Annotated in this window: 21 protein-coding genes; 18 read left to right on the forward strand and 3 right to left on the reverse strand. The window is 70.8% G+C overall.

The genetic code is table 11. The features are described 5' to 3' along the window. Positions 1-142: 142 nt before the first annotated feature. Complete coding sequence (gene thrS, locus J7E94_RS24075) at positions 143-2,119, forward strand: threonine--tRNA ligase (RefSeq protein ID WP_215018817.1); 1,977 nt, start codon at positions 143-145, stop codon at positions 2,117-2,119. Between the two features lie 81 nt (positions 2,120-2,200). Further along, positions 2,201-2,761: an HIT domain-containing protein gene (locus J7E94_RS24080; protein ID WP_215018818.1), complete on the forward strand. Its 561-nt coding sequence runs from the start codon at positions 2,201-2,203 to the stop codon at positions 2,759-2,761. Positions 2,762-2,817: 56 nt separating this feature from the next. Here the strand turns inward: J7E94_RS24080 and J7E94_RS24085 are convergent, their stop codons facing one another. The 3 genes from J7E94_RS24085 to J7E94_RS24095 form a co-directional block, all read right to left on the reverse strand. Then, a complete protein-coding gene (locus J7E94_RS24085; RefSeq protein WP_215018820.1) occupies positions 2,818-3,219 on the reverse strand; it encodes a DUF1992 domain-containing protein in 402 nt (133 codons plus the stop codon). A 31-nt stretch (positions 3,220-3,250) separates the two neighbouring features. Beyond that, positions 3,251-4,918, reverse strand: a complete 1,668-nt coding sequence (locus J7E94_RS24090) for a hypothetical protein (RefSeq protein ID WP_215018822.1) — start codon at positions 4,916-4,918, stop codon at positions 3,251-3,253. A gap of 138 nt (positions 4,919-5,056) precedes the next feature. Then, a complete protein-coding gene (locus tag J7E94_RS24095; protein ID WP_215018824.1) occupies positions 5,057-7,264 on the reverse strand; it encodes an elongation factor G-like protein EF-G2 in 2,208 nt (735 codons plus the stop codon). 250 nt (positions 7,265-7,514) lie between these two features. Here J7E94_RS24095 and pgsA point away from each other — a divergent pair, with 250 nt between their 5' ends. The 16 genes from pgsA to J7E94_RS24175 all read left to right on the forward strand — a co-directional run bounded on the left by pgsA (position 7,515) and on the right by J7E94_RS24175 (position 23,521). Then, complete coding sequence (gene pgsA / locus J7E94_RS24100; protein WP_215018826.1) at positions 7,515-8,180, forward strand: phosphatidylinositol phosphate synthase; 666 nt, start codon at positions 7,515-7,517, stop codon at positions 8,178-8,180. After that, entirely contained in the window at positions 8,180-9,109 is a 930-nt protein-coding gene (locus J7E94_RS24105; RefSeq protein WP_215018828.1) for a phosphatidylinositol mannoside acyltransferase, read from the forward strand. Before pgsA ends, J7E94_RS24105 begins: the two co-directional genes overlap by 1 nt. After that, positions 9,109-10,281: a glycosyltransferase family 4 protein gene (locus tag J7E94_RS24110; RefSeq protein ID WP_215018829.1), complete on the forward strand. Its 1,173-nt coding sequence runs from the start codon at positions 9,109-9,111 to the stop codon at positions 10,279-10,281. Before J7E94_RS24105 ends, J7E94_RS24110 begins: the two co-directional genes overlap by 1 nt. Before the next feature lie 141 nt (positions 10,282-10,422). Then, positions 10,423-10,581 carry a hypothetical protein gene (locus tag J7E94_RS24115; protein ID WP_215018831.1) on the forward strand — a complete coding sequence of 53 codons (159 nt, stop codon included), beginning with the start codon at positions 10,423-10,425 and terminating at the stop codon, positions 10,579-10,581. Between the two features lie 62 nt (positions 10,582-10,643). Further along, the gene (locus tag J7E94_RS24120; RefSeq protein ID WP_215018833.1) at positions 10,644-11,186 is read left to right on the forward strand and encodes a LemA family protein; all 543 of its coding nucleotides are present in this window, start codon (positions 10,644-10,646) and stop codon (positions 11,184-11,186) included. 152 nt (positions 11,187-11,338) lie between these two features. Then, positions 11,339-12,256 (forward strand): pyridoxal 5'-phosphate synthase lyase subunit PdxS, encoded by a 918-nt coding sequence (gene pdxS, locus J7E94_RS24125; protein ID WP_215018835.1) that lies wholly within the window; start codon positions 11,339-11,341, stop codon positions 12,254-12,256. Between the two features lie 8 nt (positions 12,257-12,264). Continuing rightward, positions 12,265-12,885 (forward strand): pyridoxal 5'-phosphate synthase glutaminase subunit PdxT, encoded by a 621-nt coding sequence (gene pdxT, locus J7E94_RS24130; RefSeq protein ID WP_215018837.1) that lies wholly within the window; start codon positions 12,265-12,267, stop codon positions 12,883-12,885. Between the two features lie 57 nt (positions 12,886-12,942). Continuing rightward, entirely contained in the window at positions 12,943-13,695 is a 753-nt protein-coding gene (locus J7E94_RS24135) for a YebC/PmpR family DNA-binding transcriptional regulator (protein ID WP_215018839.1), read from the forward strand. Between the two features lie 187 nt (positions 13,696-13,882). Next, complete coding sequence (gene ruvC, locus J7E94_RS24140; protein WP_215018841.1) at positions 13,883-14,413, forward strand: crossover junction endodeoxyribonuclease RuvC; 531 nt, start codon at positions 13,883-13,885, stop codon at positions 14,411-14,413. Then, complete coding sequence (gene ruvA / locus J7E94_RS24145; protein ID WP_215018843.1) at positions 14,410-15,042, forward strand: Holliday junction branch migration protein RuvA; 633 nt, start codon at positions 14,410-14,412, stop codon at positions 15,040-15,042. Before ruvC ends, ruvA begins: the two co-directional genes overlap by 4 nt. A gap of 518 nt (positions 15,043-15,560) precedes the next feature. Next, complete coding sequence (gene ruvB / locus J7E94_RS24150) at positions 15,561-16,640, forward strand: Holliday junction branch migration DNA helicase RuvB (RefSeq protein ID WP_215018844.1); 1,080 nt, start codon at positions 15,561-15,563, stop codon at positions 16,638-16,640. Between the two features lie 164 nt (positions 16,641-16,804). After that, positions 16,805-17,305: a preprotein translocase subunit YajC gene (gene yajC / locus J7E94_RS24155; protein WP_215018846.1), complete on the forward strand. Its 501-nt coding sequence runs from the start codon at positions 16,805-16,807 to the stop codon at positions 17,303-17,305. Between the two features lie 152 nt (positions 17,306-17,457). Beyond that, positions 17,458-19,242 carry a protein translocase subunit SecD gene (secD, locus tag J7E94_RS24160; RefSeq protein ID WP_215018848.1) on the forward strand — a complete coding sequence of 595 codons (1,785 nt, stop codon included), beginning with the start codon at positions 17,458-17,460 and terminating at the stop codon, positions 19,240-19,242. A 3-nt stretch (positions 19,243-19,245) separates the two neighbouring features. Continuing rightward, positions 19,246-20,307 carry a protein translocase subunit SecF gene (gene secF, locus J7E94_RS24165; RefSeq protein ID WP_215018850.1) on the forward strand — a complete coding sequence of 354 codons (1,062 nt, stop codon included), beginning with the start codon at positions 19,246-19,248 and terminating at the stop codon, positions 20,305-20,307. Continuing rightward, a complete protein-coding gene (locus J7E94_RS24170) occupies positions 20,304-20,858 on the forward strand; it encodes an adenine phosphoribosyltransferase (protein WP_308345435.1) in 555 nt (184 codons plus the stop codon). The genes secF and J7E94_RS24170 overlap by 4 nt, the downstream gene beginning before the upstream one ends. A gap of 239 nt (positions 20,859-21,097) precedes the next feature. Beyond that, positions 21,098-23,521 (forward strand): bifunctional (p)ppGpp synthetase/guanosine-3',5'-bis(diphosphate) 3'-pyrophosphohydrolase, encoded by a 2,424-nt coding sequence (locus tag J7E94_RS24175; RefSeq protein ID WP_215018852.1) that lies wholly within the window; start codon positions 21,098-21,100, stop codon positions 23,519-23,521. Positions 23,522-23,577: the final 56 nt, after the last annotated feature.

Below are 23,577 nucleotides of genomic sequence, written 5' to 3' on the forward strand. Positions count from 1 at the left end.
CCGTGGCGGCGCCGGCCCAGCCGGGCGCGGCGGGGCCGGGGTCCGGGCGCCACCGGTAACCGTTTAGCGGCTCAGCCACTCCGCTCGGTACGATTCAGGCGCGCAGTGTTCGCTCGCGCACCCCCTGAGTCAGGAGAGACCGGTGTCAGACGTCCGTGTGATCATCCAACGCGATTCCGAGCGGGACGAGCGCGTGGTGGCCACGGGCACTACGGCGGCGGAGCTGTTCGCCGGTGAGCGCACCATCGTCGCCGCGCGCATCGCGGGCGAGCTCAAGGACCTCGCGTACGAGGTGAAGGACGGCGAGACCGTCGAGCCGGTGGAGATCTCCTCCGAGGACGGCCTGAACATCCTGCGCCACTCGACCGCGCACGTCATGGCCCAGGCCGTGCAGGAGCTCTTCCCCGAGGCGAAGCTGGGCATCGGCCCGCCGGTCCAGAACGGCTTCTACTACGACTTCGACGTCGCGAAGCCCTTCACCCCCGAGGACCTCAAGGTCATCGAGAAGCGCATGCAGGAGATCCAGAAGCGGGGGCAGAAGTTCGCCCGCCGCGTGGTCACCGACGAGGCGGCGCGCGAGGAGCTCGCGGACGAGCCGTACAAGCTGGAGCTCATCGGCATCAAGGGCTCCGCGTCGACCGACGACGGCGCGAACGTCGAGGTGGGCGGCGGCGAGCTGACCATCTACGACAACCTCGACGCGAAGACCGGCGAGCTGTGCTGGAAGGACCTCTGCCGCGGCCCCCACCTGCCGACCACCCGCAACATCCCGGCCTTCAAGCTCATGCGCAACGCGGCCGCCTACTGGCGCGGCAGCGAGAAGAACCCGATGCTCCAGCGCATCTACGGCACCGCGTGGCCGTCGAAGGAGGAGCTGAAGGCGCACCTCGACTTCCTCGCCGAGGCCGAGAAGCGCGACCACCGCAAGCTCGGCAACGAGCTGGACCTCTTCTCCATCCCGGACGAGATCGGCTCCGGCCTCGCCGTCTTCCACCCCCGCGGCGGCATCATCCGCCGGGTCATGGAGGACTACTCGCGCCGCCGGCACGAGGAGGAGGGCTACGAGTTCGTCTACTCCCCGCACGCCACCAAGGGCGCCCTCTTCGAGAAGAGCGGCCACCTGGACTGGTATGCGGAGGGCATGTACCCCCCCATGCAGCTCGACGGTGGTACCGACTACTACCTCAAGCCCATGAACTGCCCGATGCACAACCTGATCTTCGACGCGCGCGGCCGCTCCTACCGCGAACTGCCGCTGCGCCTCTTCGAGTTCGGCACCGTGTACCGGTACGAGAAGTCGGGCGTCGTGCACGGCCTGACCCGCGCCCGGGGTTTCACCCAGGACGACGCGCACATCTACTGCACCCGTGAGCAGATGGCGGAGGAGCTCGACCGCACGCTCACCTTCGTGCTGAACCTGCTGCGCGACTACGGTCTGACCGACTTCTACCTGGAGCTGTCCACCAAGGACCCGGAGAAGTTCGTCGGCTCGGACGAGGTCTGGGAAGAGGCGACCGCGGTCCTCCAGCAGGTCGCCGAGAAGCAGGGCCTCCCGCTGACCCCCGACCCGGGCGGCGCGGCCTTCTACGGCCCGAAGATCTCCGTGCAGGCGCGCGACGCCATCGGCCGCACCTGGCAGATGTCGACCGTCCAGCTCGACTTCAACCTGCCGGAGCGCTTCAACCTGGAGTACACCGCGCCGGACGGCTCCCGCCAGCGGCCGGTCATGATCCACCGCGCGCTGTTCGGCTCGATCGAGCGGTTCTTCGCCGTGCTGCTGGAGCACTACGCGGGCGCCATGCCGCCGTGGCTGGCCCCGGTCCAGGCGGTCGGCATCCCGATCGGCGACGGGCACGTGGAATACCTCCAGGAGTTCGCCGCCGAGGCGAAGAAGCAGGGCCTGCGGGTCGAGGTGGACGCCTCCTCCGACCGCATGCAGAAGAAGATCAGGAACCACCAGAAGCTCAAGGTCCCGTTCATGATCATCGTCGGTGACGAGGACATGGCCGCGGGCACCGTCTCCTTCCGCTACCGCGACGGTTCGCAGGAGAACGGCATCGCCAAGGACGAGGCGCTGGCCAAGCTGGCCAAGGTCGTCGCGGACCGCGTCCAGGTCTGATCCGCGGCCGGTCCCTACGACGAGGCCCCCGGGAAGTGATCACTTCCCGGGGGCCTTCCTCGTACGGACCGGCAAGGTCATATGCTTGCCGCCATGACGACTGAGCCGGAGCAGCAGATCGGTGTGGGCACGCAGGACGCGTTCCAGCGTCTGTGGACGCCCCACCGGATGGCCTACATCCAGGGGGAGAACAAGCCGACCGGCCCGGAGGCCGGGGACGGCTGTCCCTTCTGCGGGATTCCGGAGATGTCGGACCAGGACGGCCTGATCGTCGCCCGGGGCAAGCACGTCTACGCCGTGCTCAACCTGTACCCCTACAACGGCGGTCACCTGATGGTCGTCCCGTACCGGCACGTCGCCGACTACACGGAGCTCGACGGCCCGGAGACGGCCGAGCTCGCCGACCTCACCAAGCGGGCCATGGCCGCGCTGCGCAAGGCGTCCGGGGCGCACGGCTTCAACATCGGCATGAACCAGGGCGCGGCCGCCGGCGCGGGCATCGCCGCGCACCTGCACCAGCACATCGTGCCCCGCTGGGGCGGGGACACGAACTTCATGCCGGTCGTCGGCCACACCAAGGTGCTGCCGCAACTACTCGCGGACACCCGGCAGATGCTCGCCGACGCCTGGCCCCACGACTGACCCGAACGGGACGGCCGGCTACGGACTGCCGGCTACGGGACGACGCGATGACCGCGCTATGCGGCGCGGCTCTCGCGCCAGATCCGCAGTTCTTCCTCGACGTCGAACTCCGTCAGGTTGAGGGGCGGGCCCGCCGGGGGCATGCGCAGAGCCGCACCGATCTTCTCGTTGATCTCCGTGAGGATGGCCCGCGCCTGACGCTCGGAGCGGGCCGCCCGGGCCGCCTCCCGCGCGTCCTCGGCCTCCTTGCGCAGCGCGAGCGCCGGGGGCAGGGCGGAGAACCCCTCGCGGTGCATCTTGCCCTTGATCCACCACAGCTCGTCGTACGGGGCGTCGAGCGAGGCCAGCGGCTTGCCCCAGCCCGGCAGGTTCTCGAAGTCGCCTCGGTCGGCGGCCTCCCGGATCTGCCGGTCCACCCAGGACTCGATGTCCACACCAGGCGGTTTGCGCTCGGTCATCGTTCCTCCCTCGGGGATCACCCCAGCCTACCTACGCGTCGTAGACGTCCGCCTTGCGCGGCGCCGGCTCCTGGATCAGGCCGCTCACGATCGAGGAGCGGTTCGTGAAGCGCTCCGTGTCGACGCCGTTCTCCTCCAGCACCCTGAAGGTGGCGGCGTGCACCGCGCGCAGGACCGGTGCCACGGTGCGCAGCGCGTCGTCCGCCATGAAGCGGTGGCGCCACATCGAGCCGGCCCACACGTGGCGGAGGCCGAAGGGCTCGGGCAGGACCAGTTTGCCGCCGAGGTAGTCGAGCAGCGGCGGATACCAGGTCAGCGGGGCCCGCACGGCGAGGCGTACCACCTCTTCGGCGGTCACCAGCGGCAGCGGGCGCTCCACGGTCTCCCAGAAGCGGATGCTCTTGGGCACCTCCACCACCGGGGCCGCGGACTTGGTGCTGAAGAGGGCGTGTACGGGGCCCAGGGCGTGCGCGGTGACGTCCACGCGCAGCGTCGTGTAGAGCACGGTGACCGTGACCAGCATGTTGATGACGAGCTGGCCGTCCCACAGCGGGTACTGGATGCCCAGGTAGTGCCGGTTGCCGGCGCTGAACTGCTGCTCGTTGCAGATCCGGGTGATCTCGTGGGGCTTGATCAGGAAGTTGTCGGTGTTCTCGCCGGTGGGGCGGGCCACCTCGGCGGCGCCCTCGCCGATCGGGGTGACGATCCAGTGCTGTATGGCGGCCGTCGGGAAGCCGCCGGTGTGCAGGGGGCCGCGCTCCAGCTTGCGGAGCTCGGTGTCGATCGCGCGTATGACGTCCCAGCTGCGGAAGGGGTGGATCTCGGCGATCTCGGACGTGGGCGTGAGTTCCTCGGCCATCTGCCAGCTGCCCCAGCGGGTGCCCATGCCGAGTATGCCCTTGGGGCCCGCGTAGAAGACGTGGTTGCTGCGGTTTTCCGCGGTCAGTTTGGCGAGCTGGATGCGCAGGTCCTCACGGGCCTTCTCGTCGGGGTTGCCCGGCACGGCCTCGGGGATCTTGGCCCCGATGCCGTCACCGGCCAGCAGCCCGTCCCAGCGGGCGCGCATATCGGCGGCGGTGGCCTCGCACAGGCGGCGGGCGAGCAGCCAGCCCAGGGCCGGGGCGATGACCATGCCGCGCAGGTAGAGGCCGAGGAAGCCGGTGAACGGCAGCTTGAACATCAGGACGGCCACCACGGCGGCGACGCCGACCAGGAGCGCGGTGCCGATCCAGGACGTGCGCTTGTTGGTTCCGGACGCCAGGCTCTTGCGGAGCTGGAACAGGCCCAGCCACAGGAGCAGCCCGGGCAGGAACAGCACGCCGCAGACGAGCATGATCAGGCGGAGCCTGGCGTCGCGCTCCTTGCGGATGCGGGAGGCGGCCAGGCAGTGCTCGACGACGGTCTGCGGGTCGGCGCCGAAGGACTGGATGAGCGGCTTGCGGCCGGCGCCGAGGGTACGGACCTCGACGGCACGGCAGAAGGCCTCGCCGAGGTTGGGTTCGAGGAGGGAGATCTTGCCGGGTTTGACCGTGGCCGGGTGGTTCTCGCTGTTGGCGCCGACTATTGCTTCCAGCTTGGTGTCTTTGCCGCCGTCGCGGTACGCCGCGGAGGCGAGGGCGTTGGTCGCCGCCGTCTGCCCCCCGCCCCCCTGGAGGGGAATCTGCGCTCCGGGCCTGAAGTCGAATCCGTCGTCCGCCACCGCTGCCCCCATCGCTGTGCGTTCGTGCTCTTTGGTGCGCCGACGAGCCTATCGGCGGATCTCGCCCCATGGGTCATGGGACAGGGAAATGCCGCCCACCGCAAGCAGGTTGGGTGGGCGGCCGATCCGGTGCTATGTCTACTGACTTCCCTTTCCGGCCTGTCCTCGCACCTTGTCCGCGATCTGGGGCGGCATGGGCTCGTGGCGGGCGTAGGCGCGGGCGAAGCGCCCGGTGCCGTGCGATACGGAGCGCAGCTCGATGGCGTAGCGTCCGATCTCGATCTCGGGGATCTCGGCGCGGACCCGGGTACGCCCGGGACCGGCCTGTTCGGTGCCGACGACGCGGCCGCGGCGGCCGGCGAGGTCGCTCATGACCGGGCCGACGTACTCGTCGGGGACGAGGACGGCGAGCTCGGCGACCGGTTCCAGGAGGTGGATGCGGGCGTCGGCGGCGGCCTCGCGCAGGGCCAGGGCGCCCGCGGTCTGGAAAGCGGCGTCGGAGGAGTCCACCGAGTGCGCCTTGCCGTCGAGGAGGGTGACGCGCACGTCGACCAGCGGATATCCGGCGGCGATCCCGCGGGCGGCCTGGGTCCGTACGCCCTTCTCCACGGACGGGATGAACTGGCGGGGTACGGAGCCGCCGACGACCTTGTCGACGAACTCGATGCCGCTGCCGGGCGGGAGCGGCTCGACCTCGATCTCGCAGATGGCGAACTGCCCGTGGCCGCCGGACTGTTTGACGTGCCGGCCGCGGCCGGCCGCCTTCGCGCCGAAGGTCTCGCGCAGGCTCACCTTGTGGGGGACCGGGTCGACCTGGACGCCGTAGCGGGTCCGCAGCCGCTCCAGGACGACGTCCTGGTGGGCTTCGCCGAGGCACCACAGGACGAGCTGGTGGGTGTGCGGGTTCTGCTCCAGCCGCATGGTGGGGTCCTCGGCCACGAGGCGGGACAGGCCCTGGGAGAGCTTGTCCTCGTCGGCCTTGCTGTGGGCCTCGATGGCGAGCGGGAGCAGCGGGTCGGGCATGGCCCAGGGCTCCATCAGGAGCGGGTTGTCCTTGGCGGAGAGGGTGTCGCCGGTCTCCGCCCGGGTGAGTTTGGCCACGCAGGCCAGGTCCCCGGCGATGCACCTCTCCAGGGGGCGCTGCTGTTTGCCGAAGGGCGAGGTGAGGGTGCCGATCCGCTCGTCTGCTTCGTGGAGGGAGCGGCCCTCGTGCCCGCGGTCGGCCAGGCCGTGGCCGGAGACGTGGACGGTCGCCTCGGGGCGCAGGGTGCCGGAGAAGACGCGGACCAGCGAGACGCGGCCGACGTAGGGGTCGGAGGAGGTCTTGACGACCTCGGCCACGAGCGGGCCGTCGGGATCGCAGGTGACGGCGGGGCGGGGGGAGCCGTCGGGGGCGGTGACGGTGAGGCCGGGGCGCTCCAGGGGGGTGGGGAAGCCGCCGATGATCAGTTCGAGGAGTTCCACGGTGCCCAGGCCCTGCTTGGCGCCGTCGGGGGCGGGGGCGGCCATCAGGACGGGGTGGAAGGTGCCGCGGGCCACGGCCCGCTCCAGGTCGTCGACGAGGGTCTTGAAGTCGATCTCCTCGCCGCCGAGGTAGCGGTCCATGAGGCTCTCGTCCTCGCTCTCCGCGATGATCCCCTCGATGAGGCGGGAGCGGGCGTCGGAGATGAGGGCGAGCTCGGCGTCGTCCGGGTCGCGCGCCACGCGCTCGCCGGAGCTGTATGCGTAGACGCGCCGGGACAGCAGGCCGAGCAGGCCGGTGACGGGGGCGTGCCCGTCGGGACCGGCGGGGCCGTGCAGGGGGAGGTAGAGCGGGATGACGGCGTCGGGGTCGTCGGCGCCGAAGATCTCGCCGCAGACGGTGGTCATCTGCGTGTAGTCGGCGCGGGCCGCCTCCAGGTGGGTGACGACGATGGCGCGGGGCATGCCGACGGCCTCGCACTCGTCCCAGACCATGCGGGTGGCGCCGTCGATCCCGTCCGAGGCCGAGACGACGAAAAGGGCCGCGTCCGCGGCGCGCAGACCGGCCCTGAGTTCTCCGACGAAATCGGCGTATCCGGGGGTGTCCAGGATGTTGATCTTGATTCCGCCCCATTCGAGGGGGACGAGGGAGAGCTGGACGGACCTTTCCTGCCGGTGTTCGATCTCGTCGTAGTCGGAGACGGTCCCGCCGTCCTCGACCCGGCCGGCCCGATTGACCGCTCCGGCGGTCAGGGCCAGGGCTTCGACCAGCGTGGTCTTGCCGGATCCGCTGTGGCCGACCAGCACGACATTCCGTACGGAGGAGGGGCGGTCGGCCGCCAGTGCCCTGCCGGCGGCTCCGGATTGGTGTGATGTGGCTCCCATGGTGCTCGTGCCTCCCGGTGGTGACGGAGGAAGAAACGGGGTTCTTCGAGCTTTGCACTGCTGTCACACCGCGTCCATACGTCGTACCAGGGGGCGCCCCGGGGCCGCCGGGCGGCGGTCCACGGCGTGAAGTGCGTCTTGCGTGGCGCGAACCGGTGGGTGCGCGGCATCCGGGAGGCGGCGCGCTGGCTACGATGGGCCAGCCGGTGGCCGTGGTGGCCGTGCGGCCCAGCGACCCTCCGGGAAGGCCATGCTGAACAAGTACGCGCGTGCATTCTTCACGCGTGTTCTCACGCCATTCGCCGCTTTTCTGCTCCGGCGGGGGGTGAGCCCGGACGCGGTCACCCTGATCGGCACGGCCGGAGTGGTGGCGGGAGCGCTGGTCTTCTTCCCCCGGGGCGAGTTCTTCTGGGGCACGATCACCATCACCCTCTTCGTCTTCTCCGACCTGGTGGACGGGAACATGGCCCGCCAGGCCGGCGTCTCCAGCCGGTGGGGCGCCTTCCTCGACTCCACCCTCGACCGGGTGGCGGACGCGGCGATCTTCGGCGGGCTCGCGCTCTGGTACGCGGGCTCCGGGAACGACAACGCGCTGTGCGCGGTGGCGATCTTCTGCCTGGCCAGCGGCCAGGTGGTCTCCTACACGAAGGCGCGCGGCGAATCGATCGGCCTGCCGGTGGCCGTCAACGGGCTCATCGAGCGCGCCGAGCGGCTGGTGATCTCGCTGGTCGCGGCCGGTCTGTCCGGGCTGCAGACCTTCGGGGTGCCGTCCTGGATCGGGGCGCTGCTGCCGATCGCGCTGTGGATCGTGGCGGCGGGCTCGCTCGTCACGCTGATCCAGCGGGTGGTCACCGTACGCCGTGAGTCCGCCGAGGCCGACGCCGCGGCGGCGACCGCCGAGGGCGGTGCGGCCTGATGGCGGCGGGGGACAGGACGACGGCGAAGGAGAAGCTGGTCGACGGGCTGGTCGACGGGCTGTACGGGCTCGGCTGGGCGGGAGTGAAGAAGCTCCCGGAGCCGGCGGCGGTCGCGCTGGGCCGCAAGATCGCGGACGTGGCGTGGAAGCGGCGCGGCAAGAGCGTGCTGCGGCTGGAGTCGAATCTGGCGCGCGTGGTGCCCGAGGCCGGACCGGAGCGGCTGCGTGAACTGTCCAAGGCCGGCATGCGCTCGTACATGCGGTACTGGATGGAGTCCTTCCGGCTGCCGACCATGGACCCGAAACGGTTCAGCGCGGAGGTCGAGTTCAGGGACGAGCACATCCTGCGCGAGGGCCTCGCCTCCGGACGCGGGGTGGTGGTCACCTTGCCGCACCTCGCCAACTGGGACCTCGCCGGAGCCTGGGCCATCGGCCACATCGGAGTGCCCTTCACCACCGTCGCCGAGCGGCTCAAGCCCGAGTCGCTCTACGACCGCTTCGTGGCCTACCGCGAGAGCCTGGGCATGGAGGTGCTGCCGCACAGCGGCGGCGCTGCCTTCGGCACCCTCGCCCGCCGGCTGCGCGCCGGTGGCCTGGTCTGCCTGGTCGCGGACCGGGACCTGTCGTCCTCCGGGGTCGAAGTGGACTTCTTCGGCTCCACGGCGCGGATGCCGGCCGGGCCGGCGCTGCTGGCCCAGCAGACCGGCGCGGTACTGCTCCCGGCCACCCTGCACTACGGGGACTCGCCGAAGATGTACGGCCGGATCCACCCCGAGGTGGAGGTGCCCAAGACCGGCACCCGGATCGAGAAGACCGCCGCCATGACCCAGGCGGTGGCGGACGTCTTCGCGTGGGGCATCGCCGAGCACCCGGAGGACTGGCACATGCTGCAGCGGCTGTGGCTGGACGACCTGGAGGAGCGCCCGTAGTGAAGATCGGCATCGTGTGCCCGTACTCGTGGGACGTGCCGGGCGGCGTCCAGTTCCACATCCGGGACCTGGCGGAGCACCTGATCCGCCTCGGCCACGAGGTGTCGGTCCTGGCCCCGGCCGACGACGAGACCCCGCTGCCGCCGTACGTGATCTCGGCGGGGCGGGCCGTGCCGGTCCCGTACAACGGCTCCGTCGCCCGCCTGAACTTCGGCTTCCTCTCCGCCGCGCGGGTCCGGCGCTGGCTCCACGAGGGCACCTTCGACGTGATCCACATCCACGAGCCGGCCTCGCCCTCGCTGGGGCTGCTGTCCTGCTGGGCGGCGCAGGGGCCGATCGTGGCGACCTTCCACACCTCGAACCCGCGCTCGCGCGCGATGATCGCCGCGTACCCGATCCTCCAGCCGGCGCTGGAGAAGATCAGCGCGCGGATCGCGGTGAGCGAGTACGCGCGGCGCACGCTGGTCGAGCACCTGGGCGGGGACGCCGTCGTGATCCCCAACGGCGTCGACGTCGACTTCTTCGCCAAGGCGGACCCCAATCCCTCCTGGTCGGGCCAGACCCTGGGCTTCATCGGGCGCATCGACGAGCCGCGCAAGGGCCTGCCCGTGCTGATGGCGGCCTTCCCGCGGATCGTGGAGGCCTGCCCGGACGTACGCCTCCTCGTGGCGGGCCGCGGCGACGAGGAGGAGGCGGTGGCCGCCCTGCCCGCGGAACTCCGCTCCCGGGTGGAATTCCTCGGCATGGTCTCCGACGAGGACAAGGCACGGCTGCTGCGCAGCGTCGACGTCTACGTGGCCCCGAACACGGGCGGCGAGAGCTTCGGCATCATCCTCGTCGAGGCCCTCTCGGCGGGCGCCGCGGTGCTCGCCTCCGACCTGGACGCCTTCGCGCAGGTCCTGGACCAGGGCGGGGCGGGCGACCTCTTCACGAACGAGAACGCGGACTCCCTGGCCGCCGGCGCGATCGCCCTCCTGCGCGACCCGGCCCGCCGCGCGGAACTCAGCGCCCGCGGCTCGGCCCACGTCCGCCGCTTCGACTGGTCCACGGTCGCCGCGGACATCCTGGCGGTCTACGAAACGGTCACGGACGGCGCGGCCGCGGTCGCCGCAGACGAACGCGTCCCCCTCCGCACCCGCCTGGGCTTCAGCCGGGACACCACCGGCTCCTGACCGACCCGGCCCCGGCCTTCGGTGTGTCCCGCCGAACCGGCGTGCGCCACACGGTTGTTCGACGTGGAATACGACGGGTGCACGCCTGCCGGATACGGGTAGCCTCGCCTCTGGACCGCAGAGGAACCGGGGGGATTCACCTTGTCCATCAGGCCGCGCTACCGCCGGGTTTCGGCACTGCAGCGACAGTTCTTCAACCGTGAAGGACTCCTCGCCGTGTACGACGAGGAGCTGCGCGACATTGCTGCGCGCCCCAGGATCCTCAACGTCGTCGGCAGGCGGCGGTCGAGCGCTGCCTGAGCTGAGCCCGTGAGCGGGTCCGGCTCGGAGCGGGCGCGGCCAAAAGGGTAGTGTCGCCGCCCGTGATCGAAACCCTTGTCTGGATTGCCCTGGCGCTCGGCGTCATCGGGGTCTACCTCAGTTGGACCGCCGGGCGGTTGGACCGGCTGCATTCGCGGATGGATGCCGCTCGGGCCGCGCTCGACGCCCAGTTGGTGCGGCGGGCCTCCGTCGTGGTGGAGGTGGCCACCTCCGGGGTGCTCGACCCCGCGTCGTCCCTCGTGCTGTACGAGGCCGCGCACGCCGCCCGGCAGGCCGAGGAGGAGCAGCGCGAGGTGGCGGAGAGCGAGCTGAGCCAGGCGCTGCGGGCGGTGTTCGCCGATGCCGGCCAGGTCGAGGTGCTCAAGGCCGCTCCGGGCGGGGCGCAGGCCACGGAGGAGCTGGCGGCGGCGGTGCGGCGGGTGCCGATGGCGCGCCGGTTCCACAATGACGCCGTACGGGCCGCCCGGGCCCTGCGCAGGCACCGCAAGGTCCGCTGGTTCCGGCTGGCGGGGCACGCGCCGTTCCCGCTGGCGTTCGAAATGGACGACGAGCCGCCGGCCGATCTCGCCGATCGGCCTGTCTAGGCGGGTGCGGCCGGGGCCTGTCGTGAGTCTGCCTAGGGCCGCAGGGGACAAAAGGAGAGGCCACCGGCTCCACATTGGCCCTTGTAGTGGACTGGTCCGTGGGGTTTCCTCAGTCCGGTAGTACCCGTCTTCCTTTCGAGTGAGGTCAATCCGTGAGCACGCTTCCCACCTCCCCCCAGTCCGCTGAGTCGGCCATCGGCACCTCGCGCGTCAAGCGCGGCATGGCCGAGCAGCTCAAGGGCGGCGTGATCATGGACGTGGTCAACGCCGAGCAGGCGAAGATCGCCGAGGACGCCGGCGCCGTCGCCGTCATGGCCCTCGAGCGGGTCCCGGCCGACATCCGCAAGGACGGCGGCGTGGCGCGCATGTCGGACCCGAACATGATCGAAGAGATCATCGAGGCCGTGTCCATCCCGGTCATGGCGAAGTCGCGCATCGGCCACTTCGTCGAGGCCCAGGTCCTCCAGTCCCTCGGCGTCGACTACATCGACGAGTCCGAGGTCCTGACCCCGGCCGACGAGGTCAACCACTCCGACAAGTGGGCGTTCACCACCCCCTTCGTCTGTGGCGCCACCAACCTGGGCGAGGCCCTGCGCCGCATCGCCGAGGGCGCGGCCATGATCCGCTCCAAGGGCGAGGCCGGCACCGGCAACGTCGTCGAGGCCGTCCGCCACCTGCGCCAGATCAAGAACGAGATCGCCAAGCTGCGCGGCTTCGACAACAACGAGCTGTACGCCGCCGCCAAGGAGCTGCGCGCCCCGTACGAGCTCGTCAAGGAAGTTGCCGAGCTCGGCAAGCTCCCGGTCGTGCTGTTCTCCGCCGGTGGCGTCGCCACCCCGGCCGACGCCGCCCTGATGCGCCAGCTCGGCGCCGAGGGTGTCTTCGTCGGCTCCGGCATCTTCAAGTCGGGCGACCCGGCCAAGCGCGCCGCCGCCATCGTGAAGGCCACCACCTTCTACGACGACCCGAAGATCATCGCGGACGCCTCCCGCAACCTGGGCGAGGCCATGGTCGGCATCAACTGCGACACCCTCCCCGAGGCCGAGCGCTACGCCAACCGCGGCTGGTAGTCGACGCCATGACCAACACCCTCCCCCTGCCTTCGGCGGGGGTGCCCCCAGTGATCGGTGTCCTGGCCCTCCAGGGCGATGTACGGGAGCACCTGATCGCCCTGGCCGCGGCGGACGCCGTGGCCAGGGCGGTCCGGCGCCCCGAGGAGCTCGCCGAGATCGACGCCCTCGTGATCCCCGGTGGCGAGTCCACGACCATGTCGAAGCTCGCCGTGCTGTTCGGCATGCTGGAGCCGCTGCGCGAGCGCGTGGCCGCCGGCATGCCCGTCTACGGCACCTGCGCCGGCATGATCATGCTCGCCGACAAGCTCCTGGACGGCCGTGAGGACCAGGAGACGCTCGGCGGCATCGACATGATCGTGCGCCGCAATGCCTTCGGCCGCCAGAACGAGTCCTTCGAAGCGAAGATCGATTTCGCGGGCATCGCGGACGGCCCGGTCGAGGGCGTCTTCATCCGCGCCCCCTGGGTCGAGTCGGTCGGCGCCTCCGCCCAGGTGCTCGCCACGTACGACGGACACACCGTCGCCGTGCGCCAAGGCAACGTCCTCGCGACCTCGTTCCACCCGGAGCTCACCGGCGACGACCGCGTTCACGCGTACTTCGTCGACATGGTGCGCGCGGGGCTGTAAACAGGTCCCGGTAGGATCGGGGACGAACACTGTTGGTGACGTGAAGGAGACAGGCGGATGTCCGGCCACTCTAAATGGGCTACGACGAAGCACAAGAAGGCCGTGATCGATGCCAAGCGCGGCAAGCTCTTCGCGAAGCTGATCAAGAACATCGAGGTCGCGGCCCGTATGGGCGGCGCTGACATCGACGGCAACCCGACGCTCTTCGACGCCGTTCAGAAGGCCAAGAAGAGCTCGGTCCCGAACAAGAACATCGACTCCGCGGTCAAGCGCGGCGGCGGCCTCGAGGCCGGCGGCGCCGACTACGAGACGATCATGTACGAGGGCTACGGTCCCAACGGTGTCGCGGTGCTCATCGAGTGCCTCACCGACAACCGCAACCGCGCCGCCTCCGACGTCCGCGTCGCCATGACCCGCAACGGCGGCTCGATGGCCGACCCGGGTTCGGTCTCGTACCTGTTCAACCGCAAGGGCGTCATCATCCTCCCCAAGGGCGAACTGTCCGAGGACGACGTGCTCGGCGCGGTGCTCGAGGCCGGGGCCGAAGAGGTCAACGACAACGGCGACACGTTCGAGATCATCAGCGAGGCCACCGACCTGGTCGCGGTCCGTACCGCTCTCCAGGACGCGGGCATCGACTACGACTCGGCCGACGCCAGCTTCGTTCCCTCCATGCAGGTCGAGCTGGACGAAGAGGGCGCGCGCAAGATCTTCAAGCTGATCGACGCGCTGGAGGACAGCGACGACGTGCAGAACGTCTTCGCCAACTTCGACGTCTCGGACGAGGTCATGGAGAAGGTCGACGCCTGACCGGCACCCCCCCTGCGGCCGAACCGCCGCCGCTCTCGCGGAGGTGGCTGCCCGCCGCGGGGCTGCTCCATTGATGGTTGCTGTATTCGCGGGCCGACAGGACACACCCTGTCGGCCCGCTGCTTTGTCAGTGGGGCCGGATAGCCTGCACGGACACGGACAGACGATCGAAGGCAGGGGGGATGGTGTGCGAGTTCTCGGTGTGGACCCGGGGCTGACGCGGTGTGGGGTCGGCGTCGTCGAGGGTGTTGCCGGGCGTCCCCTGACCATGCTCGGGGTGGGGGTCGTACGGACGCCCCCGGATGCGGAGTTGGGCCACCGGCTCGTCGCCATCGAGCGGGGCATCGAGGAATGGCTCGATGAGCACCGGCCCGAAGTCGTCGCCGTGGAGCGGGTGTTCAGCCAGCACAACGTCCGGACCGTGATGGGCACCGCCCAGGCCAGCGCCGTCGCCATGCTGTGTGCCGCACGGCGCGGCATACCGGTCGTCCTGCACACCCCCAGCGAGGTCAAGGCCGCCGTCAGCGGCAGCGGCCGGGCCGACAAGGCCCAGGTCGGCGCCATGGTGACCCGGCTGCTCCGGCTGGACGCACCGCCGAAACCGGCCGACGCCGCCGACGCCCTCGCGCTCGCCATCTGCCACATCTGGCGGGCCCCCGCCCAGAGCCGCCTCCAGCAGGCGGTCGCCCTGCACGCCTCGAAAGGCCGTACCCGATGATCGCCTTCGTCAGCGGCCCCGTCGCCGCGCTCGCCCCCACCCTGGCCGTGATCGAGGTCGGGGGAGTGGGCATGGCCGTACAGTGCACGCCGAACACCATCGCCGGCCTGCGGGTGGGCGAGGCCTCCAAGTTGGCGACGTCGCTGGTCGTACGGGAGGACTCGCTCACGCTGTACGGCTTCGCCGACGACGACGAGCGGCAGGTCTTCGAACTGCTCCAGACCGCGAGCGGCGTCGGGCCGAGGCTGGCGCAGGCGATGCTGGGCGTCCACCGCCCGGACGCCCTTCGCCTGGCCGTGTCCACGGGCGACGAGAAGGCGCTGATGGCGGTGCCGGGGATCGGGAAGAAGGGCGCGCAGAAGCTGCTGCTGGAGCTGAAGGACAAGCTGGGGGCTCCGCTGGGGTCCAGTGGCCTGGTGGGGGCGCAGCGGGCCGCCGCGTCGGGGCCGGCGCCGTGGACCGAGCAGCTGTCCGCCGCTCTGATCGGCCTCGGGTACGCGGCTCGGGATGCGGAGGAGGCGGTCTCGGCCGTGACGCCGCAGGCCGAGGCCGCGATCGCCGCCGGTGGCTCCGCCCCCGTCCCGCAGCTCCTGCGCGCCGCGCTCCAGTCCCTGAACCGCGCCCGCTGACGTGCGCGCGGCCCACCTTCCCGGGGCTCCTCCGCCCGGCGATCCCCGCGCCTCAAGCGCCGGCGGGGCTGGATTGGCTGGGCTCCGCCCCCGCCCGTCAGGCGCCGGTGGTCTGGAGTGGGTGCCGGTGAGTGGGCTCGTGCGGCTCAAAGCTCGGGGCTCCGCCCCGGACCCCGCGCCTCAAACGCCGGCGGGGCTGGATCGGCGGGGCTCCGCCCCTGCCCGTCAGGCGCCGCCGGGGCTGGAGTGGGTGCCGCTGGGTGGGCCCCGTGCGGCTCAAAGCTCGGGGCTCCGCCCCGGACTCCGCGCCTCGAACGCCGGCGAGGCTGGATCGGCGGAGCTCCGCCCCGCGCCTCGAACGCAGGCGAGGCGCCCGGCGGGGGTGGCCCGGGCGGAAGGATTCGGGCCGGGCAGAATCCAGCCCCGCCGGCGTTTGAGGCGCGGGTCCGGGCAGCGCCCGGGAGTGCACCCGCAGGGATCGACCACCCGCACCACCACCGAGAAGGCAGACTGACACCGTGAACTGGGACGACGACGACACCGAGGCCACCGCCGAAGGCGACCGTATCGTCGCGGCGGCAGCCGATGGGGAGGACACCGCCGTCGAGGCGGCGCTGCGCCCCAAGGACCTCGGCGAGTTCGTCGGGCAGGAGAAGGTCCGCCAGCAGCTGGACCTCGTCCTGAAGGCGGCCCGCCAGCGCGGCGCCACCGCCGACCACGTCCTGCTCTCCGGCGCGCCCGGCCTCGGCAAGACGACACTGTCGATGATCATCGCGGCCGAGATGGGCGCGCCCATCAGGATCACCTCCGGCCCCGCCATCCAGCACGCCGGAGACCTCGCCGCCATCCTCTCCTCCCTCCAGGAGGGCGAGGTGCTCTTCCTGGACGAGATCCACCGCATGTCCCGGCCCGCCGAGGAGATGCTCTACATGGCCATGGAGGACTTCCGCGTCGATGTGATCGTCGGCAAGGGCCCGGGCGCGACCGCCATCCCGCTGGAGCTGCCGCCCTTCACCCTCGTCGGGGCGACGACACGGGCCGGCCTGCTGCCGCCCCCGCTCCGCGACCGGTTCGGGTTCACGGGGCACATGGAGTTCTACGCCCCCGAGGAGCTGGAGCGCGTCATCCACCGCTCCGCCCGCCTCCTCGACGTCGAGATCGACACCGCAGGCGCCGCCGAGATCGCCGGCCGCTCCCGCGGCACCCCGCGCATCGCCAACCGCCTGCTGCGCCGCGTCCGCGACTACGCGCAGGTCCGGGCCGACGGCGTGATCAACCGCGAGGTGGCCGGTACCGCCCTCCAGGTGTACGAGGTGGACGCGCGCGGGCTCGACCGGCTGGACCGGGCCGTGCTGGAGGCGCTGCTCAAGCTCTTCGGCGGCGGCCCCGTCGGGCTGTCCACGCTCGCCGTCGCCGTCGGCGAGGAACGGGAGACCGTGGAGGAGGTGGCGGAGCCCTTCCTGGTCCGCGAGGGCCTGCTCGCGCGTACCCCCAGGGGGCGCGTCGCGACGCCCGCGGCATGGGCTCACCTGGGACTCGTACCGCCCCGGCAGCACGGGAGCGGATCAAGCGGACAACAGGGCTTGTTCGGGGCCTGACGGCGCGGAGGTTCGCGCACCCAGGAACTGCGATGCCATGCTGGGCGTTGTTCCATCGGTGCGGACTCGCCTAGACTCCGCCGATGCCGACCCTTCGGGTCGGCGTGCCCACCCCCGTAGAAAAAGGCCGTCTCCCGTGCGGTCGTGCGAAGGATCTCCGTCCCGTGAATCTCGTGACATTCCTCCCGTTCATCGTGCTCATCGGGGCGATGATCCTGATGACCCGCTCCGCCAAGAAGAAGCAGCAGGCGGCCGCGCAGATGCGCGACCACATGACGCCCGGTACCGGGGTCCGCACCATCGGCGGCATGTACGCCACGGTGAAGGAGATCGGCGACGACACCGTCACCCTTGAGGTGGCCCCCGGCGTCCACGCGGTCTACGCGAAGAACGCCATCGGCGCCGTCCTCGAGGACGCGGAGTACAACCGCATCGTCCACGGCATCGCCGACGAGCCGGATACCGACACGCCGGTCGTCCCCGACGACGCGTCCTCCCTGACCGAGACTCCGAAGACGGACCTCACGAAGGACGAGGACGAGGCTCCCAAGCTCGACCTGGGCAAGAAGGCCGAAGCGCCCGAGGACGAGGCGCCCAAGGGCGACGAGCCCAAGGGCGACGAGCCGAAGGACGGCAAGGCCGACGGCGAGGCCGGCGCCAAGTAGCGCGCGGCCGGGGACCGCGAAGCGCCCGACCGGCGGCTTTCGCGCTCCCCGCCAGTGACACTTCTGCGGGGGGCAGGGGTCCCCACCACACATTTCGTGGCCGTCCGCGCGCTGACCCGGCGCGGGGCGGTTGGACAGGGAGAAACGACAAGGTGGCAGCACCGAACAAGGGCCGGCGGCCCGCGGGGGCCCAGGGGAGGCCGGGGCGCGCCCTGGCGGTCATCCTGATCGCGATGGTGGCGCTCACCGCGGGGATGTTCCTCTCCAAGCAGACGACTCCCCGGCTGGGCATCGACCTCGCCGGCGGCACGAGCATCACGCTCAAGGCCAAGAGCGAGCCGGGCAAGCCCGACGCGGTCAACCCGACGAACATGAACACGGCGGTCGGCATCATCGAGCGCCGCGTCAACGGGCTCGGCGTGTCCGAGGCCGAGGTTCAGACGCAGGGCAAAGACCACATCATCGTGAACATCCCCAAGGGGACGAACGAGCAGCAGGCGCGCGAGCAGGTCGGCACCACCGCCCAGCTGTACTTCCGCCCGGTCCTCGCCTTCGCGGACGGCTCCCCGGCCGCCCCGGAGGGCACCCAGAGCCCGAGCCCCTCCGCGAGCGGCTCCGGCGCCCCCAAGGCCCAGGACGGCAAGACGCCGTCGGCCACCCCGTCGTCCAGCGCCACTTCCCAGGGCCGTGCGCTCAGCGAGGCCCTCAAGGCCCCGAGCGCCCCCACTCCCACGCCCTCGGCGAGCGAGTCGAAGAAGGCAGACGACAACAAGGCCGCCCCGTCCCCGTCCGCGTCGACGCCCCCGTCGGCCGACGAGGCCGCCGCGGCCGACCTGCAGGCGAAGTTCGCGGCACTGAACTGCGCCGACGAGGCGCAGCGCGCCGCCGCCGGCAAGGGCGCCAAGCCCGAGGACCCGATGCTCGCCTGTGGCAAGCGCGGCACCGCGTGGGGCAAGTGGATCCTCGGCCCGGCCCAGGTCAACGGCCAGGACGTGAAGGACGCCAAGGGGGTCATCGACCCCCAGCGCGGTGCCTGGATCGTCACGATGCAGTTCACCGACAAGGGCGCCGACAAGTTCGCCAAGATCACCGGTGAGCTGGCCACCAAGCAGATGCCGCAGAACCAGTTCGCGATCGTGCTCGACGGCGAGGTCATCTCCGACCCGTCCGTGAGCCAGGCGCTGACCGGCGGCAACGCCGAGATCTCCGGCGGCTTCACCCAGCAGTCCGCCCAGGACCTGGGCAACATGCTCTCGTACGGCGCCCTGCCGCTCTCCTTCAGCGAGGACAGCGTCACCACCGTCACGGCCGCGCTCGGCGGCGAGCAGCTGAAGGCCGGCCTGATCGCCGGTGCCATCGGCCTGCTGCTCGTGGTGATCTACCTGCTGGTATACTACCGGGGCCTGGCGTTCGTCGCCATCATCAGCCTCCTGGTCTCCGCGGTCCTCACCTACACGATCATGGCGCTGCTCGGGAAGGGCATCGGCTTCGCGCTGAACCTGCCCGCCGTCTGCGGTGCGATCGTGGCGATCGGCATCACGGCGGACTCGTTCATCGTGTACTTCGAACGCATCCGGGACGAGATCCGCGAGGGCCGCACCCTGCGTCCGGCCGTCGAGCGTGCCTGGCCGCGAGCCCGGCGCACCATCCTGGTCTCCGACTTCGTGTCGTTCCTGGCGGCCGCGGTGCTGTTCATCGTCACCGTCGGCAAGGTGCAGGGCTTCGCCTTCACCCTGGGGCTCACCACCCTGCTCGACGTGGTCGTGGTGTTCCTCTTCACCAAGCCGATCATGACGCTGCTGGCGCGTACGAAGTTCTTCGCGAGCGGTCACCCGTGGTCCGGGCTGGACCCGAAGCGGCTCGGCGCCAAGCCGCCGCTGCGCCGGTCCCGCCGCACCGGCTCCGCCCCCGTCCCCGTCGACGCAAAGGAGGCGTGAGAGATGTCGAAGCTGGGAGCTCTCGGCGCCAAGCTGTACCGCGGTGAGGTCGGCTACGACTTCGTCGGCAAGCGCTTTCTCTGGTACGGCGTTTCCATCCTGATCACCATCACGGCGATCGTGGCCCTGGCCGTTCAGGGCCTCAACATGGGCATCGAGTTCAAGGGCGGTGCCGTCTTCACCACCCCGAAGACGGCCGTCTCCGTCGCCAAGGCGACCGAGGACGCGGAGAAGGCCTCGGGCCACGACGCGATCGTCCAGGAGCTCGGCACCGGCGGCCTGCGGATCCAGATCTCCGGTCTGGACACCGACTCCGCCGCCGACGTGAAGAAGCAGCTGGCCGCGGACCTCAAGGTCACCGAGGCCGACATCAACGCGGACCTGGTCGGCCCCAGCTGGGGCGAGCAGATCGCGAACAAGGCCTGGACCGGCCTCGGTGTCTTCATGGTCCTCGTGGTGATCTACCTCGCCATCGCCTTCGAATGGCGGATGGCGGTCGCGGCACTGATCGCCCTGGTCCACGACCTCACGATCACCGTCGGCGTGTACGCGCTCGTCGGGTTCGAGGTCACCCCGGGCACGGTCATCGGTCTGCTGACGATCCTCGGTTACTCCCTCTACGACACCGTCGTCGTCTTCGACGGTCTGAAGGAGGGCTCGAAGGACATCACCAAGCAGACCCGCTGGACGTACAGCGAGATCGCCAACCGCAGCATCAACGGCACCCTGGTCCGCTCGATCAACACCACGGTCGTGGCGCTGCTCCCGGTCGGGGCCCTGCTGTTCATCGGCGGCGGCTTCCTGGGCGCCGGCATGCTGAACGACATCTCGCTGTCGCTGTTCGTCGGCCTGGCGGCCGGTGCGTACTCCTCGATCTTCATCGCGACCCCGCTGGTCGTGGACTTCAAGGAGCGCGAGCCGGCGATGAAGGCGCTGAAGAAGCGGGTGCTCGCCAAGCGGGCGGCCGCGGCGGCGAAGGGCGAGTCCCCGGACGACGGCTACGAGGCCGGCGCCGAGGGCGAGCCGCAGGTCGCGGCGCAGGCCCGGCCGGGGCGGCGCCGGTGAGCGAGCTCCTGTCCGAGGACGTACGGGCGCTGCTGCTCAGCCGGATCAAGGACGTGGCGGACTACCCGCAGCCGGGCGTGATGTTCAAGGACATCACCCCGCTGCTGGCGGACCCGAAGGCGTTCGCCGCGCTGACGCAGACGCTGGTGGAGCTGGCCGTGCGGTACGGCGCGACGAAGATCGTCGGGCTGGAGGCGCGGGGATTCATCCTCGCGGCTCCGGTGGCCGTGCAGGCCGGGGTCGGCTTCGTGCCGGTCCGCAAGGCCGGGAAGCTGCCGGGGGCGACGCTGGCGCAGTCCTACGCGCTGGAGTACGGGACGGCGGAGATCGAGGTCCACGCCGAGGACCTGTCGGCCGGTGACCGGGTCATGGTCATCGACGACGTCCTGGCCACCGGCGGCACCGCCGAAGCCTCGCTCTCGCTCATCCGGCGGGCCGGGGCCGAGGTCGCCGGGGTGGCGGTCCTGATGGAGCTGTCGTTCCTCCCGGGCCGGGCCAAGCTGGGCGCCGCGCTGGGCGGGGCCCCGCTGGACGCGCTGATCGTGGTCTGACCCTTCGCCTGACGGGCGGCGGGCATCCGGGTTTCCCCGGGTGCCCGCCGTTTTCGTGTGCGGCGGGGGCACCCGGGGCCGGCCCCCGGACCGCCCGGGCGCCGGCGGGCCCGGATTGGCGCAGGCTCGGGGAACGGGCGAACGGAAGGCTCGCTACCATGGTTTATCCGGACCTGACCGGGGCTCCGGATCCTCCCCCGGACTGGACTCCGTCCGGGGGGACCCCCAGAGGAGCGCTCTTGCCAGACGAGGTCCAGCCACTCTCCGCCGCGCAGCCCGACCCGCAGGCCGAGCAGGTCGCGACGCCCGCCGCCACGCCCCCGCCCGCCCCGCCGGTCAAGCCCGCGGTGGCGAAATCGGCCGGGTCCTCCAACCGGGTGCGCGCCCGTCTCGCCCGTCTGGGCGGACAGCGCTCCAACCCGTACAACCCGGTACTGGAGCCCCTCCTCCGCATAGTCCGCAGCAACGACCCGAAGATCGAGACGTCGACGCTGCGCCAGCTGGAGCAGGCCTACCAGGTGGCCGAGCGCTGGCACCGCGGCCAGAAGCGCAAGAGCGGCGACCCGTACATCACCCACCCGCTCGCGGTGACCACCATCCTCGCCGAGCTCGGCATGGACCCCGCCACCCTGATGGCCGGTCTGCTGCACGACACCGTCGAGGACACCGAGTACGGCCTCGAAGACCTGCGCCGCGACTTCGGCGACGCGGTGGCCCTCCTCGTCGACGGCGTCACCAAGCTCGACCGGGTCAAGTTCGGCGAGGCCGCCCAGGCCGAGACCGTCCGCAAGATGGTCGTGGCGATGGCCAAGGACCCGCGCGTCCTGGTCATCAAGCTCGCCGACCGCCTGCACAACATGCGCACCATGCGGTACCTCAAGCGGGAGAAGCAGGAGAAGAAGGCCCGCGAGACCCTCGAGATCTATGCTCCGCTGGCACACCGCCTGGGCATGAACACGATCAAGTGGGAGCTCGAAGACCTCGCCTTCGCGATCCTCTACCCCAAGATGTACGACGAGATCGTCCGCCTGGTCGCCGAGCGGGCGCCCAAGCGCGACGAGTACCTCGCCGTCGTCACCGACGAGGTGCAGACCGACCTGCGGGCCGCCCGGATCAAGGCCACCGTCACCGGCAGACCCAAGCACTACTACAGCGTCTACCAGAAGATGATCGTCCGCGGCCGTGACTTCGCGGAGATCTACGACTTGGTGGGCATCCGCGTCCTCGTCGACACCGTACGGGACTGCTACGCCGCCCTCGGCACCGTGCACGCGCGATGGAATCCGGTCCCCGGCCGGTTCAAGGACTACATCGCGATGCCCAAGTTCAACATGTACCAGTCGCTCCACACGACGGTCATCGGGCCCAGCGGCAAGCCCGTCGAGCTGCAGATCCGCACCTTCGACATGCACCGCCGCGCCGAGTACGGCATCGCCGCGCACTGGAAGTACAAGCAGCAGACCGTCGCGGGCACTTCGAAGGTCCGCACCGACGTGCCGCAGACCGCCAAGGGCAGCGCCGGCCACGACACGGTCAACGACATGGCGTGGCTGCGCCAGCTGCTGGACTGGCAGAAGGAGACCGAGGACCCGGGCGAGTTCCTCGACTCGCTGCGCTTCGACCTCTCCCGCAACGAGGTCTTCGTCTTCACGCCCAAGGGCGACGTCATAGCGCTGCCCGCGGGCGCCACGCCCGTCGACTTCGCGTACGCCGTCCACACCGAGGTCGGCCACCGGACGATAGGGGCCAGGGTCAACGGCCGCCTCGTCCCGCTGGAGTCCACGCTCGACAACGGCGACCTGGTCGAGGTCTTCACCTCCAAGGCCGAGGGCGCCGGCCCCTCACGTGACTGGCTCGGCTTCGTCAAGTCCCCGCGGGCCCGCAACAAGATCCGCGCCTGGTTCTCCAAGGAGCGCCGCGACGAGGCCATCGAGCACGGCAAGGACGCCATCGCCCGGGCCATGCGCAAGCAGAACCTGCCGATCCAGCGCATCCTCACCGGCGACTCGCTCGTCACCCTCGCGCACGAGATGCGCTACCCCGACATCTCCTCGCTGTACGCGGCGATCGGCGAGGGCCACGTGGCCGCGCAGGGCGTCGTACAGAAGCTGGTGCAGGCCCTCGGCGGCGAGGACGCGGCCAACGAGGACATGGAGGAGAGCATTCCGCCGGCGCGCGGCCGCAGCAAGCGGCGCGCCAACGCCGACCCGGGTGTGGTCGTCAAGGGCGTCGACGACGTGTGGGTCAAGCTGGCCCGCTGCTGCACCCCGGTACCGGGCGACCCGATCATCGGATTCGTCACGCGCGGCAGCGGCGTATCGGTTCACCGCGCGGACTGCGTCAACGTGGACTCCCTCTCCCAGCAGCCCGAACGGATGCTGGAGGTCGAGTGGGCCCCCACCCAGTCCTCGGTCTTCCTCGTCGCCATCCAGGTCGAGGCCCTGGACCGGTCCCGGCTGCTGTCGGACGTCACCCGGGTCCTCTCCGACCAGCACGTCAACATCCTCTCGGCGGCCGTCCAGACCTCCCGAGACCGCGTGGCGACCTCACGCTTCACCTTCGAGATGGGCGACCCCAAGCACCTGGGGCACGTCCTGAAGGCCGTTCGGGGTGTGGAGGGCGTCTACGACGTCTACCGTGTGACATCTGCAAGGAGGCCCTGACCAAGGCCTGACCGCCGCTCTCTGACGCCACCCCGGGGGACACGTGGCCGGAAACG

This window comes from Streptomyces sp. ISL-94 (assembly GCF_018614075.1).
Classification (GTDB): domain Bacteria; phylum Actinomycetota; class Actinomycetes; order Streptomycetales; family Streptomycetaceae; genus Streptomyces.

What these genes read in the sequence shown, in the direction of transcription:
- ruvA (WP_215018843.1), top strand. Translation starts at nt 14,410, where the DNA reads ATGATCGCCTTCGTCAGCGGCCCCGTCGCCGCGCTCGCCCCCACCCTG.
- secF (WP_215018850.1), top strand. Translation starts at nt 19,246, where the DNA reads ATGTCGAAGCTGGGAGCTCTCGGCGCCAAGCTGTACCGCGGTGAGGTC.
- J7E94_RS24095 (WP_215018824.1), bottom strand. Translation starts at nt 7,264, where the DNA reads ATGGGAGCCACATCACACCAATCCGGAGCCGCCGGCAGGGCACTGGCG.
- J7E94_RS24080 (WP_215018818.1), top strand. Translation starts at nt 2,201, where the DNA reads ATGCTTGCCGCCATGACGACTGAGCCGGAGCAGCAGATCGGTGTGGGC.
- pgsA (WP_215018826.1), top strand. Translation starts at nt 7,515, where the DNA reads ATGCTGAACAAGTACGCGCGTGCATTCTTCACGCGTGTTCTCACGCCA.
- J7E94_RS24135 (WP_215018839.1), top strand. Translation starts at nt 12,943, where the DNA reads ATGTCCGGCCACTCTAAATGGGCTACGACGAAGCACAAGAAGGCCGTG.
- J7E94_RS24105 (WP_215018828.1), top strand. Translation starts at nt 8,180, where the DNA reads ATGGCGGCGGGGGACAGGACGACGGCGAAGGAGAAGCTGGTCGACGGG.
- pdxT (WP_215018837.1), top strand. Translation starts at nt 12,265, where the DNA reads ATGACCAACACCCTCCCCCTGCCTTCGGCGGGGGTGCCCCCAGTGATC.
- J7E94_RS24085 (WP_215018820.1), bottom strand. Translation starts at nt 3,219, where the DNA reads ATGACCGAGCGCAAACCGCCTGGTGTGGACATCGAGTCCTGGGTGGAC.